Source organism: Amycolatopsis sp. cg9, assembly GCF_041346945.1.
GTDB lineage: Bacteria > Actinomycetota > Actinomycetes > Mycobacteriales > Pseudonocardiaceae > Amycolatopsis.
Genome location: NZ_CP166850.1, coordinates 7,576,933 through 7,590,445, shown reverse-complemented (window position 1 = coordinate 7,590,445; position 13,513 = coordinate 7,576,933). Strand labels below are relative to the sequence as shown.

General features: G+C 73.4%; 11 protein-coding genes. 9 read left to right on the top strand and 2 right to left on the bottom strand.

The window, feature by feature from the left end; all coding sequences use genetic code 11:
• The first annotated feature begins 14 nt into the window (after nt 1–14).
• The 3 genes from AB5J73_RS35230 to AB5J73_RS35220 are packed head-to-tail and all read left to right on the top strand — an operon-like array spanning nt 15 to nt 2,912.
• On the top strand, nt 15–1,118 hold the full coding sequence (locus AB5J73_RS35230; RefSeq protein WP_370973427.1) for a zinc-binding dehydrogenase: 1,104 nt from the start codon (nt 15–17) through the stop codon (nt 1,116–1,118).
• Between the two features lie 10 nt (nt 1,119–1,128).
• Complete coding sequence (locus tag AB5J73_RS35225; RefSeq protein ID WP_370963128.1) at nt 1,129–2,076, top strand: aldo/keto reductase; 948 nt, start codon at nt 1,129–1,131, stop codon at nt 2,074–2,076.
• Nucleotides 2,073–2,912 (top strand): alpha/beta hydrolase, encoded by an 840-nt coding sequence (locus AB5J73_RS35220; RefSeq protein ID WP_370963127.1) that lies wholly within the window; start codon nt 2,073–2,075, stop codon nt 2,910–2,912. Before AB5J73_RS35225 ends, AB5J73_RS35220 begins: the two co-directional genes overlap by 4 nt.
• Here AB5J73_RS35220 and AB5J73_RS35215 read toward each other — a convergent pair.
• Nucleotides 2,896–4,326: a GMC family oxidoreductase gene (locus AB5J73_RS35215; RefSeq protein ID WP_370963126.1), complete on the bottom strand. Its 1,431-nt coding sequence runs from the start codon at nt 4,324–4,326 to the stop codon at nt 2,896–2,898. The genes AB5J73_RS35220 and AB5J73_RS35215 overlap by 17 nt on opposite strands.
• A 138-nt stretch (nt 4,327–4,464) precedes the next feature.
• Between AB5J73_RS35215 and AB5J73_RS35210 the strand changes: the two genes are divergently transcribed.
• From AB5J73_RS35210 to hpaD, 6 genes are all read left to right on the top strand, one after another.
• Nucleotides 4,465–5,901, top strand: a complete 1,437-nt coding sequence (locus AB5J73_RS35210; RefSeq protein WP_370963125.1) for an aldehyde dehydrogenase — start codon at nt 4,465–4,467, stop codon at nt 5,899–5,901.
• A 73-nt stretch (nt 5,902–5,974) separates the two neighbouring features.
• Entirely contained in the window at nt 5,975–7,396 is a 1,422-nt protein-coding gene (locus tag AB5J73_RS35205; RefSeq protein WP_370963124.1) for a fumarylacetoacetate hydrolase family protein, read from the top strand.
• The gene (locus tag AB5J73_RS35200; RefSeq protein WP_370963123.1) at nt 7,378–8,046 is read left to right on the top strand and encodes a GntR family transcriptional regulator; all 669 of its coding nucleotides are present in this window, start codon (nt 7,378–7,380) and stop codon (nt 8,044–8,046) included. The genes AB5J73_RS35205 and AB5J73_RS35200 overlap by 19 nt, the downstream gene beginning before the upstream one ends.
• Before the next feature lie 17 nt (nt 8,047–8,063).
• Nucleotides 8,064–9,011, top strand: a complete 948-nt coding sequence (gene dapA, locus AB5J73_RS35195) for a 4-hydroxy-tetrahydrodipicolinate synthase (protein ID WP_370963122.1) — start codon at nt 8,064–8,066, stop codon at nt 9,009–9,011.
• Complete coding sequence (gene hpaE, locus AB5J73_RS35190; RefSeq protein ID WP_370963121.1) at nt 9,008–10,516, top strand: 5-carboxymethyl-2-hydroxymuconate semialdehyde dehydrogenase; 1,509 nt, start codon at nt 9,008–9,010, stop codon at nt 10,514–10,516. Before dapA ends, hpaE begins: the two co-directional genes overlap by 4 nt.
• On the top strand, nt 10,513–11,556 hold the full coding sequence (gene hpaD, locus AB5J73_RS35185; RefSeq protein WP_370963120.1) for a 3,4-dihydroxyphenylacetate 2,3-dioxygenase: 1,044 nt from the start codon (nt 10,513–10,515) through the stop codon (nt 11,554–11,556). Before hpaE ends, hpaD begins: the two co-directional genes overlap by 4 nt.
• On the opposite strand, the gene AB5J73_RS35180 is transcribed toward hpaD, so the two are convergent.
• A complete protein-coding gene (locus AB5J73_RS35180) occupies nt 11,534–13,498 on the bottom strand; it encodes a prolyl oligopeptidase family serine peptidase (protein WP_370963119.1) in 1,965 nt (654 codons plus the stop codon). The genes hpaD and AB5J73_RS35180 overlap by 23 nt on opposite strands.
• Nucleotides 13,499–13,513: the final 15 nt, after the last annotated feature.

Below are 13,513 nucleotides of genomic sequence, written 5' to 3'. Positions count from 1 at the left end.
CTAAAAAGATGGCCCTGCCCACCCACACGGAGGCCGCCGTTCTCACCGGCCACCGCGCACCCCTCGAACTGCGCGAACTCCCCCTGCCGGCGGAGCCGGAACCCGGCGCCGCCCTGGTCCGGCTCACCTGCACCACGTTGTGCGGCACCGATGTCCACCTCTGGTCGGGGGGAATGCGCCTCCCCGGCATGCTGCCGATGGTGCTGGGCCACGAAATGGTCGGCGAAGTCGTCGCCACCGGACCCGGCACCACCGACACCCTCGGCCGCGACATCTCGCCCGGCGACCGCATCGGCTGGTCCGAGTCGACGTGCGGGAAGTGCCACGGCTGCACGATCCTGCGCGAGCCGGTCGCCTGCGAGCGCCGCGGTTACGGCTTCCTCCAGCGCTCCGACCGGTTCCCCTACGCGACCGGCGGCCTGGCCCGCTACTGCTACGTCACGCCCGGTGCGGCGAAGCTGCTGCTGCCCGGCGACGTCGAGGACACGTGGGCGTCGATGTCCGGCTGCGCGGGCAAGACCGTGCTGCGCGCGGTCGCCCGGTCCGGCGGCATCCGTCCGAACGCGACGGTCGTGGTCCAGGGCGCGGGTGCGCTCGGCGTGTTCGCCACGGCGGTAGCGCGGTTGTGCGGCGCCGGCGTGGTGATCACCGTCGGCGGACCGGCGGACCGGCTCGACGCAGCGGAGCGGTTCGGGGCCACCGCGACGGTTCCGGTGGATTCCACCCCCGGGGAGCGCATCGAGCGGGTGCGCGAGCTGACCGGCGGCCGCGGCGCCGACCACGTCTTCGACTTCGCGGGCGGGCCGACGATCGGCGAGGAGGCCGTCGCCTTCGCCGCCCAGCGCGGGACGGTCGCGATCGTCGGGTCGACCGGCCCGGTGCCCGCCCCCGTGCCGCTGGGCACGGTGATGGGCAAGGAGCTCACCATCGCCGGCTCGCTCAACGGCGACATCGCCGACTACCACCGCTCGGTCGAGTTCTTCCGCGCCTTCGCCGGCCGGATGCCGTGGCACGAGCTGTTCAGCGCGCCGGTCGGGCTGACCGGCGCGTCCGCCGCCGTCGAGTCGATGTCCCGGCTCGGCGAGCTCAAAGCCGTCATCGACCCCCGACTGCCCTAGGAGGGTTTTCGTGCGCATCCCCCAGCGCCGCATCGGCCGCGACGGGCCGGCCACCGGTGTCCTGTCCCTCGGCTCCTGGCACACCTACGACCGGATGGACTTCCGCGAAGCCGTTTCGCTGCTGCAGACGGCCATCGACGCCGGCATCACCTTGTTCGACGTCGGCGTGTACGGCCTGCCCGGCGCGCCGCCGGTGTTCACCGACGTGCTGTTCTCCGCGATGGTCCGGGCCGCCGGCCTGCGCCGGGAGGACTACCTGCTGTCGGCGAAGCTGTGGCTGGAGGGCTACCCGGAGCACAGCCTGCGCGCGCAGCTGGAGAACGCTTTCTTCCGCGCCGGCGTCTCGCACGCCGATCTGGTGGTCCTCGGCGACCTCCGCCGTGCCGACACCGACCTGCACGCCCTCGTCACCGACCTCGCCGCGCTGCACTCGGCGGGCCTGATCGGGCAGTGGGGCGTCAACAACTGGTCGGCTTCGGCGATCAAGGCGGTCCACGACTTCGCCGCCGCCGACGGCGTTCCCGGCCCCGCGATCGCCCAGCTGAAGTACAGCGTGGCCCGGCGGTCCATTCCGGACGGTGCGCCGTTCGCCTCGATCTTCTCCCTCGGCGTCTCCCTCCAGTCCTCGGACGTCTTCGAGGGCGGGGTGCTGCTCGGGAAGGGCGGCCGCCAGGTCGGCCGGGACCCCGGGGACGTCCGGCAGCGGATCGCGGACTCGGCCGCGGACCTCGCGAAGGTGGCCGAGAGCGTCGGGGCGACGCCGGCGCAGCTGTGCCTGGCGTTCACCCTCACGCACCCGGCGAACACGACGACGCTGTTCGGCGCCACCAGCGTCAAGCAGCTCGAGGACAACCTCGCCGCCGTCTCGCTCGCCGAGCGGGTCGGTGCGGCGGAGCTGCGCGCGCTGGTGGAGCCGTTCTGGGCCGACCGGGACGCCGTCGACCCGGAGGGCCCGTGATCGAGCTGTCCGAGGAAACACTGGCCGAAGTCCGCGCGTCCCTGCGCAACCTCACCCCGGAGGAGGCGATCGGCGGCCGCGACATCGTGTGGTCGGACCACGTGCTCGAGGGCGGTGTGGCCGTGACGGTCCTGCGCCCCCGGCACGCGCGGCCGGACGCGCCCGGGCTGTACAGCATCCACGGCGGCGGCATGGTGCTCGACGACCGCTTCGCCGACCTGCCGCGGCTGGTGCCGCTGATCGAGGAGTTCGGGTTCGTGTGCGCGACCGTCGAGTACCGGCTCGCGCCCGAGCACCCGCACCCGGTCCCGCTCGAAGACTGCTACGCCGGTCTGGTGTGGTTCGCGGAGACGTTCGGCTTCGCGCGGCTGATCGTGGGCGGCGGCAGCGCGGGCGGCGGGCTGAGCGCGGGAGTCGCGCTGCTCGCGCGGGACCGGGGCGGTCCGGCGCTGACCGGGCAGCTGCTGCTGTGCCCGATGCTCGACGACCGGACGTCGGCGGACCTCCCGGATCTGGTGTGGACCCGGGAGGCCAACGACTTCGGCTGGCGGAGCCTGCTCGCCGGGCAGACCTCGCCGTACGCGGCTCCCGCGCGGATGACCGACCTCGGCGGCCTGCCGCCGGCGTTCGTCGAGGTCGGCGGGGCGGAGCTGTTCCGCGACGAAGACGTGGCCTACGCCCAGCGGCTCGCCCGGGCGGGAGTCCCGACCGAGCTGCACGTCTGGGCGGGCGCGCACCACGGCTTCGACCGCTTCGCCCCGGAGGCGGAGGTGACCCGCGCGGCGCTGGCGGCGCGGTCCTCCTGGCTCCGCCGGCTGCTCAGCTCCGGAGGATGAACCGCGCGGCCTGCTCGCCCACCAGGACCGCCGGGGCGTTGGTGTTGCCCGTCGTCACCCGGGGCAGCACCGACGCGTCGGCGACGACCAGCCCGTCGAGGCCGTGCACCGCCAGCCGCGGGTCCACCACCGCCGCTGCGTCGGTGCCCATCCGGCACGTGCCGACCTGGTGGTGGTACGTGATCGCGGTCCGGCGGACGTACTCGCGCACGTCGTCGCCCGGCGCCGGGTACAGCGGCCGCGCGCCCCACTCTTCCGCCAGCGCCGGGGCCCGGCCGACCGCGAGGCACTGCTCGACCGAGGCCACCAGGCTCTCGAGGTCCGCCGGCGCGGACAACGCCGCGAGGTCGATCAGCGGCGAGCCGTCCGGGGCCAGCCGCAGGCTTCCCCGGCTCTCCGGCGAGACCATCCCCGCCATCAGCGAAAACCCCGTCGGCGGCCCGGACATCCACGGCTCGTACATCGGCACGCTGAAGCAGATCGGCTGGGTGTCGGGCACCGCGAGCCCGGCCCGGCTGCGCCAGAACCAGTGCACCTGCGTCACCGGCCGCCCGGGTTCCGGCACGACTTCGCGGGACGTCGAGAAGAGCACCGGGGAGAGCAGGTGATCGTGCAGGTTGCGCCCGACCCCCGGCAGGTCCGCGACGACGTCGACGCCGAGCGCCGCCAGCTCGTCCGCCGGGCCGACGCCGCTGCGCAGCAGGATCGCCGGCGAGGCGAGCGCGCCCGCGGCGAGCACGACCAGGTCCGCCGAGAGTTCCCGCGGCACCCCGTCGACGGACACCTCCACACCGGTCACGCGGGAGCCGGAGAACCGCAGCCGGTGCACCAGCGCTCCCGTGTGGACGGTCATCCGCGAGGCCACCGGCGCACCGTAGGCGTGCCACGTGGTGAAGCGCCGCCCGCCGCGCAGCGTGATCCGCTCGACGGACACCCCGTCCAGGTGCCCGCGGTTGCAGTCCGGGTTCAGCGGCAGGCCCACCGAGCGACAGGCGTCCACAATGGACTGCTGGACCGGGTGCAGCGGCTCGTTCGGGACGACGTCGATGAGGTCCGTTTCGATCCGGTCGAACACGGGCTCGACGTCGGCCCAGTGCCAGCCGGGCAAGCCCCAGCCGTCGTAGTCGGCGGGCGCGCCGCGGACCCAGATCATCGCGTTGAGCGCGTGCGAGCCGCCGAGGACCCTGCCCCGCGGCAGGTGCAGCCGCCGGCCGGCCGCGTGCTCCTGCGGGACCGTGTACAGGTCCCAGTCCTCGGGCCCGTGCCACAGCTCCCCGGCCCGCGCGGGGTCGTGGATCGCCGGGTTGACGTCCTCCCCGCCGGCCTCCAGCAGCGTCACCGCCGCGCCCGCGTCGACCAGCCGCCGCGCCACCACGGAACCGGCCGAGCCGGCGCCCACCACGATCACGTCCATGCGGCCCAGCCTGACGCGCGCACCGGCGGCCCGGCGGCATCCCTTCGCGGTCGGTCAACGGGCGTGCGGGAGCGGACAAGACCCGCGGCGCCCGGCCGCCCGATACTCGGCTCACCCCAGGCCGAGGAGGACAACGGGATGGCGACACGCCTCTGCATCGACGGACAGTGGACCGAGGCCGGCGGCGGCGCGCTCCCGACCCGCGATCCCGCCACCGGCCGGATCCTCGAGGAGGTCGGCACGGCTTCACAGGCCGACGTCGACGCCGCCGTCTCGGCCGCCCGCCGCGCGCTCACCGCACCCGCGTGGGCCGGGCTCCTCCCGGTCCAGCGCGCCGCGCTGCTGTTCCGGCTGGCCGACCTCGTCGAGCGGCACCACGAAGAGCTGGCCCGCCTGGAGACGCTCGACCAAGGCCAGCCGATCGGGGTGTCCCGGCAGGTGAGCGTGACCGGCACGGCCGAGCACTTCCGCTACTTCGCGGGCTGGGTGACGAAGCTGCAGGGCACCACGAACCCGGTGTCCTTCCCCGACACCCTGCACTACACCCGCCGCGAGCCGGTCGGGGTGAACGCGCTGATCACGCCGTGGAACTTCCCGCTGATGATCCTCGCCTGGAAGCTCGCGCCGGCGCTGGCCACCGGCAACACGGTGGTGATCAAGCCCAGCGAGGTGACGCCGCTGACCAGCATCCGCCTGGTCGAGCTGGTCCACGAAGCCGGCATCCCGGCGGGCGTGGTCAACCTCGTCACCGGCGACGGCGCCGTCGGCGCGCTGCTGACCGAGCACCCGGACGTGGACCACGTCTCCTACACCGGGTCCACCGCCGTCGGGAAGCTGATCACCGCGGCGAGCGCGGCGTCCAACCTCAAGCGGCTGACCCTCGAACTCGGCGGGAAGGCCCCGAGCATCATCGCGGCCGACGCCGACATCGACGCCGCCGTCGCGGGCAACCTCGCCGGGGCGACGCTCAACACCGGCCAGGTCTGCGCCGCGTACACGCGCTTCTACGTCGACCGCAAGCGCGAGCAGGAGTTCGTCGACAAGATGGCGCGCGGCCTGGACGGCCTGCGGCTCGGACCGGGCACCGAGGAGACCACGCAGCTCGGGCCCCTGGTCTCGGCGAAGCACCGCGAACACGTCGACTTCCTGGTGAGCACCGGCCGCGACCAGGGCGCCGACCTGGTCACCGGCGGGAACCCGGTCGACGGCGACGGCTACTTCTACACCCCCACGCTGTTCGCCGGCGTGACCGACGACATGGCGATCATGCGCGAGGAGATCTTCGGCCCGGTCCTGGCCGTGACCGCCTACGACGACGGCGACGAGCCGCTCGCCCGCGCCAACGACACCGAGTACGGCCTGGCGGCCACGGTGTGGACCCGCGACCTGCGCACGGCCCAGCGCTACGCCGACGGCATCCGGGCCGGCGCGGTCTTCGTCAACATGCCCCCGATCCCGGACATGGCGGCGCCGTGGGGCGGCTACAAGGCGTCCGGCTGGGGTCGCGAAATGGGCCCCTGGGCGCTCGACGCCTATACCGAGACGAAGTCCGTCTGGCTCCACTACGGCGGGTGAAAGGGGGTTTCCCCGCGCCACAGATCGTATATTATTTAAGATACCTTCTTCGAACCGGCAGGCAGGACCACGGATGACGACCCTTCCGCAGCGGCCCGGCAAGATCATCGCGCTGCACCTCAACTACCGCTCCCGCGCCGCCCAGCGCGGCCGGGTGCCGGCGCAGCCGTCGTACTTCCTCAAGCCGCCGACGTCCGTGGCGGCGAGCGGCGCCGCGCTCGACCGCCCGGCGGGCACCGAACTGCTGGGTTTCGAAGGCGAGATCGCACTGGTCATCGGCCGTACCGCCCGCCGCGTGTCCCCCGAGGACGGCTGGTCCTACGTCGAAGGCGTCACCGCGGCCAACGACTTCGGCGTCTACGACCTCCGCTATGCCGACAAGGGCAGCAACCTGCGCTCGAAGGGCGGCGACGGCTTCACCCCGCTCGGGCCGGTGGTCCTGCCCGCCGCCGACGTCGACCCGGCCGCGCTGCGGCTGCGCACCTGGGTCAACGGCGAACTGGTCCAGGAGGACACCACCGGCGACCTGCTCTTCGACTTCGGGCGGCTGGTCGCCGACCTCTCGCAGCTGATCACCCTCGAACCCGGCGACGTCGTCCTGACCGGCACCCCCGCGGGTGCTTCGGTCGCCGTCCCCGGCGACGTCGTCGAGGTCGAGGTCGACGGCAACGGGCACACCACCGGGCGGCTCGTGACGCCGATCGCCGAAGGGACCGTCCCCTTCGGACCGTTCGGCGCGCTCCCCCGCGCGGACGAGCAGCAGCGGGCGGACGCGTACGGGACCGCCGAGCCCGGCTTCGAGCTGACGCCGGAGCTGCGCGCGAAGATCGAGTCCGTCGGCACCGCGACGCTGTCCGCCCAGCTGCGCAAGCGCGGCTACGACGCGGTGTCGATCGACGGGCTCACCTCGACCCGGCCCGGCGCCCGGCTCACCGGCCGCGCGCGGACCCTGCGGTACCTGCCCTACCGCGAAGACCTGTTCAAGTCCCACGGCGGCGGCTACAACGCGCAGAAGCGCGCGATCGACGCGCTCGGCCCCGGCGACGTCCTGGTCGTGGAGGCCCGCGGCGAACGCGGCACCGGGACCGTCGGCGACATCCTCGCGCTGCGGGCCCAGGTGCGCGGCGCGGCCGGGATCGTCACCGACGGCGGGGTCCGCGACCTGGCCGCGGTGTCCGCTTTGGACATCCCCACCTACCACGCCGGGCCGCACCCCGCGGTGCTCGGCCGGCGGCACGTGCCGTGGGACGTCGACGTCGCGATCGCCTGCGGCGGCGCCGCGGTGTGCCCCGGCGACGTGATCGCCGGCGACGGCGACGGTGTCCTGGTCATTCCCCCGGACCTGGTCGAGGAGGTCGTCGACGCGGCGATCGAGCAGGAGCTGCAGGAGACGTTCATCGCCGAGCAGGTCGCCGCGGGCGAGCGCGTCGAGGGCCTCTACCCGATGGACGGGCACTGGCGCGGGAGGTACGCCGCATGGCTCGCGAAACGGTGAACGGCACCGCGATGAGCAAGTCGCGGATCGCCTACGAGTGGATCAAGGCCCGGATCGCCGACGGCACCTTCTCCCCCGGCTACCGCCTCGTCCTCGGCCAGCTCGCCCAGGAGCTCGGCGTCAGCGTCGTCCCGATCCGCGAAGCGATCCGGCTGCTGGAAGCCGAAGGCCTGGTGACCTTCGAGCGCAACGTCGGCGCGCAGGTCGCGATGGTCGACGAAAGCGAGTACCAGTACACGATGCAGACCCTCGCGCTGGTCGAGGGGTACGCCGCCGCGCTCGCCGCGCCGGTCCTCCCGCCCGGCGCGCTGGCCGAGGCCCGGGCGCTCAACGCCGAGCTGGCGGACTGCCTCGGGCACTTCGAGCCGGCCCGGTTCACCGGGCTCAACCGGGACTTCCACGCCGTGCTGTTCGGTGCCTGCCCCAACCCGCAGGTCCTCGACCTGGTCCGGCGCGGCTGGGACCGGCTGAGCGGCCTGCGCACCTCGACGTTCAGCTTCGTGCCCGGCCGGGCCCGCGAGTCGGTCGCCGAGCACGAAACCATCCTCGGCCTGCTCGAAAGCGGCGCGCCCGCCGCCGACGTCGAGCAGGCCGTCCGCGCCCACCGGCTGGCCACCCTGGACGCGTTCCTCGCCTACCGCCGCCACTGACGCAAGAAGGGAAACCCATGCGATTCCGCTCCGACCCCCAGGCCATCCGCGGGTCGATCGCGCCGCTGATGACGCCGTTCACCGCCGACGGGGCCGTCGACCACGCCGGCCTCGAGAACCTCGTGCGCTGGCAGCTCGCCTCGGGCTCGCACGGCATCTCGATCGGCGGCTCCACCGGCGAACCCGGTTCGCAGACCGTCGCCGAACGCGCCGAGGCGATCCGGACGGTGGCCGCCGCGGTCGGCGACCGCGTGCCGTTCGTCCCGGGCACGGGTTCGGCGAAGCTCGACGAGACGCTGGAGCTGACGGCGCTCGCCCAGGACGCCGGGATCGACGCCGCGCTGGTCATCACGCCGTACTACGCGCGGCCCACCCAGGACGCGCTGTTCGTCTGGTACCGCACGGTCTGCCGCGAGTTCCCGGACCTGCCGATCGTCGCCTACAACGTGCCGAGCCGCACCGCGGTCGACCTCGCCCCCGAAACGGTCGCGCGGCTGTTCCGCTCGTGCGGCAACTTCGTCGGGATCAAGGAGACGACGAAGGACTTCGAGCACTTCTCCCGCGTGCTGCACCTGTGCGGCCGGAGCCTGCTGGTGTGGTCCGGGATCGAGCTGCTGTGCCTGCCGCTGCTGGCCCTCGGCGGCGCCGGGTTCGTCAGCGCGACGGCCAACATCGCCCCGGCCGCGTGCGCGGAGATGTACACGGCTTGGCAGTCCGGCGACCACGAGCGGGCCCGGGAGCTCCACTACGGCCTGCACCCGCTGGTCGACCTCTTGTTCGTCGAAACCAACCCGGCGCCCGGGAAGTGGGTGCTCGAACAACGCGGGCTGATCGCGTCCGGGCACGTGCGGCCGCCGCTGATCACCCCGACCGAGTCCGGCATCGCCCGCATCAAGGACCTCATGGCCGAAGGCGCGAAGTACCTCTCGCCGGTCGAAGGCTTCACCGTGGAAGGAAAGGCATGACCCACTACGTCCCGGAAGGACTGCCGGGCGAGCTCAAGCACTACATCGGCGGTGAGCTCGTCGGCAGCGTGTCGGGCAAGACGTTCGACGTGCTCGACCCGGTGTCGAACACTCCGTACGTGACCGCCGCCGCGGGCCAGGCCGAAGACGTCGACCGCGCGGTCGCCGCGGCCGGGAAGGCGTTCACCGAGGGCCCGTGGCCGCGGCTGCTCCCGCGCGCCCGGGCCCGGGTGCTCACCAAGATCGCCGACGCCGTCGAAGCGCAGGACAAGCGGCTGGCCGAGCTGGAGACGTTCGACACCGGCCTGCCGATCACCCAGGCGCTCGGGCAGGCGCAGCGCGCGGCCGAGAACTTCCGGTTCTTCGCCGACCTCGTCGTCGCGCAGGCCGACGACACCTACCAGGTGCCCGGGCGGCAGGTGAACTACGTGCACCGCAAGCCGGTCGGGGTCGCCGGGCTGATCACGCCGTGGAACACGCCGTTCATGCTGGAGAGCTGGAAGCTCGCCCCGGCGCTGGCGTCGGGCTGCACGGTGGTGCTCAAGCCGGCCGAGTTCACCCCCCTCTCGGCGAGCCTGTGGGCCGAGATCTTCGCCGGCGCCGGGCTGCCCGACGGGGTGTTCAACCTGGTCAACGGCTTCGGCGAGGAGGCGGGCGACGCGCTCGTCAAGCACCCGGACGTGCCGCTGATCTCGTTCACCGGCGAAACCACGACCGGGCAGACGATCTACCGCAACTGCGCGGCACACCTCAAGGGCATGTCGATGGAGCTGGGCGGCAAGTCCCCGGCCATCGTGTTCGCCGACGCCGACCTCGACGCCGCGCTCGACTCGACGCTCTTCGGCGTGTTCTCCCTCAACGGCGAACGCTGCACCGCGGGCAGCCGGATCCTCGTCGAGCGCCCGATCTACGAGGAGTTCTGCGCCCGGTACGCCGCGCGGGCGCGGAACATCGTCGTGGGCGACCCGCACGACCCGGCCACCGAGGTCGGCGCGCTGGTGCACCCCGAGCACTACGCCAAGGTGATGCGCTACGTCGAGCTGGGCAAGTCCGAGGGCCGGCTGCTCGCGGGCGGCGGCCGTCCGTCCGGTTCGGACAGCGGCAACTACGTGGCCCCGACGGTGTTCGCCGATGTCCCGTCCACCGCGCGGATCTTCCAGGAGGAGATCTTCGGGCCGGTGGTCGCCTTGACGCCGTTCGACACCGAAGCCGAGGCGCTGGCGCTGGCCAACGACGTCAAGTACGGCCTGGCCGCCTACCTGTGGACGTCGGACCTGGAGCGGGCGCACACCTTCGCGCAGTCGGTCGAGGCCGGGATGGTCTGGCTGAACTCGCACAACGTCCGCGACCTGCGGACGCCGTTCGGCGGGGTCAAGGCGTCCGGCCTCGGCCACGAAGGCGGCTACCGCTCGCTCGACTTCTACACCCACCAGCAGGCGATCCACGTCTCACTCGGGCCGGTGCACACCGCCCGCTTCGGCACCGTCCAGGAAGGACAGTCATGACCGCCACGCCGCCGGACGTCATCCGCTGCGCGTACGCCGAGCTCGTCGTCACCGATCTGGCCGCGTCACGGGCGTTCTACGTCGACGTGCTCGGCCTCGTCGTCACGCACGAAGACGACGAAGCGCTGTACCTGCGGGCGTTCGAGGAGTACCTGCACCATTCCCTGGTGCTGCGCAAGGGACCCACGGCCGCGCTGGGCGTGCTGGCCTACCGGGTGCGCACACCCGGCGACCTCGACCTGGCCGAGGAGTACTACCGCGCGCTGGGCGTGCGGGTGGAGCGGCGCCCGGCCGGTGCCACGCGCGGCATCGGCGAGGCGGTGCGGGTGACCGACCCGCTCGGGTTCCCGGTGGAGTTCTTCCACGACGCCGAGCACGTCGAGCGGTTCACGCAGCGCTACGACGTCCACGGCGCCGGGGCCCTGTCCCGGCTCGACCACTTCAACCTGGACACCCCGGACGTCCCGGCGGCCCGGAAGTACTACGAGGGCCTCGGTTTCCGCGTTTCGGAGGACATCCAGGACGACGAGGGCACGGTGTACGCGGCCTGGCTGTTCCGCAAGCCGACGGTCCACGACGTCGCCCTGACCGGCGGCGACGGCCCGCGGCTGCACCACATCGCGTTCGCGTCGCACGAGCGGCACCAGATCCTGCACATCTGCGACCACCTCGGCGCCCTGCGGAAGTCCGGCACGATCGAGCGCGGCCCGGGCCGCCACGGCGTGTCGAACGCGTTCTACCTGTACGTGCGGGACCCCGACGGGCACCGCATCGAGATCTACACCCACGACTACTACACCGGCGACCCGGACAACCCGGTGATCACCTGGGACGTCCACGACAACCAGCGCCGCGACTGGTGGGGCAACCCGGTGGTGCCGAGCTGGTACACCGACGCGTCGCCGGTGCTGGACCTCGACGGCGCGCTCCAGCCGGTCCTCGCCCGGTCCGAGCCGCGCGAAGCCGACGTCACCATCGGGGCGGACGGGTTCTCCTTCAGCACCGGGGAGGCGGAGTTCAAGCTGGGCGAACAGGTGTGAGCCACCGGGAGAACCACTCGCGCGTGCGGTGCAGGACGTCGATCTGGTGGTCGCGGCCGCGGATCGAGTGGTTCTCCCCCGGGTAGCCGACGAACTCGTGCTCGCGGTCCTCCAGCGCGCGGTGCAGGAGTTCGCCCTGCGAGAGCGGGACGTTGGTGTCGTCCTCGCCGTGCAGGATGAGCACCGGCGTCCGGATCCGGTGCGCGTGGGTGATCGGGCTCTGCTGCTTCCCGCCCAGTGCGGCTTCGAACCGGCTGTGCTCCCCGGTGGCGGCGAGCAGCGGCCAGTCGATGACCCCCGCCCCCACGACGGCGGCCTTGAAGCGGTCGGTGTGCGCGACGGCCCACGCGGCGAAGAAGCCACCGTGGCTCCAGCCCCCGACCCCGAGCCGGTCTTGGTCGGCGACGCCCTCCTCGACGAGGAGGTCGATCCCGGTCAGCACGTCGGTGAATTCGCCGCCCCCGACGTCTCCGGCGATGCTGCGCGCGAAGTCGTGGCCGTGGCCGAGACCGCCGCGCGCGTTGGGCAGGAACACCGCGAACCCGGCGGCCGCGAGCCACTGGGCGGAGGGGTACCAGCCGAGGTGGAACCGGTCGGCGTAGCGGTCGTACGGGCCGCCGTGCACGAGGGTCACCAGCGGGAACGGCCCGCCTGCTCGCGTTTTCCCGGGCGGGAGGACGAGCAGCCCGTCGAGCGCGGTGCCGTCTTCGGCCCGGTAAGCCAAGCGTTCCTGAGCGCCCCAGCGGATCCCCGTGGGCGCGGTCCGGCTGATCTTGCCCCGCGTGCGGACCTCCTCGGGTTCGCTGCCGGCGCTCGCGACGACGGCGAAGGTACCGACGTCGCTGACGCTGAGCCCGGTCAGGGAGCCACGGGCCCGCTCGACTTCGGCGAAGGTCCCGGTGGCGGGATCGAGCCGGCGGACCACGGTGTCCAGCCCGTCGGCGAACAACGCGAGCGGGCCGGCGGCCTGCGCGAGTTCGATCGGGCAGGAGGTGGCGCCCGCGGTGAGGTTCCGGTGGCCGGGCACGGCGAAGACGGCGTTGCCGCCCACCAGGCCGGGTGGGGTCAGGCCGCGGTAGCCGAGCTGCCAGGCGTCTTCGTGGCGCCACCAGACGAGGTCGGCGGCTTCGAGCGCGGGGGCGCCGAGGTCTTCGGTGGCCCCGGTGGCGACGTCGACGAGGAACAGCCCGGGCTCGAAGACCCCCTCCCGCTCGGCCGTCGCCCAGGTGAGGACGGCGAGCACGCGCCCGTCCGGCCTGGGGGCGGCTTCGCGGACGTGGCGGTGGCCGAGGTGCCCGAGCGGGCGGAGCGTGCGGGCGGGGAGGTCGAGCAGCCACAGCCGGTCGGGGCGGGGCTTGGCGTCCGGGCGCGGGGCATCGCCGGGCGCGGACGGTCCGGGCTCGGCGACGGTCCCGCCGGCCGGCGCGGCCGTGCCGGCGACCGCCGCACCGCTGGAACTCGCGACCGGCCGCGCCGCCTCGGACGCGGCGGCGGGCGGTCCGGCCTGGGCCGGGCGGGCCTCCGGATCCGCGCTCGAGTCCCCCGCACCCGGGGCGATCAGCGCCACCGCGGTTCCGTCCGGCAGCGGCGCGAAAGCCGTCAGCCCGCCAGGCAGGTCCGTCAGACGCTCGGCCGCCCCTCCGCTCACCCCGATCCGGTGCAGCTGAGCCACCCCGCGTTCCGCCGCGTCCGAGAGGAAGAACAGCGACCCCGAGTCCGCTGCCCACCTCGGGCCGGAATCGTCCGCCGTGCCCGGGGTCAGCGGGCGGGGTGGCTCGCTGCCGTCGGCCCGGGCCAGCCACAGGGTGCTCGACCGGTGCCGGCCCGCACGCCCGACCGGCGACGTCACGAAGGCCACCCAGCGGCCGTCCGGGGAGATCCGCGGCTCGGCGGGGATCTCGCGGTCGACCACCGCCTGCGCTGTCAGCTCGCGTCCGATCACCGGGTCCAGTCTGCC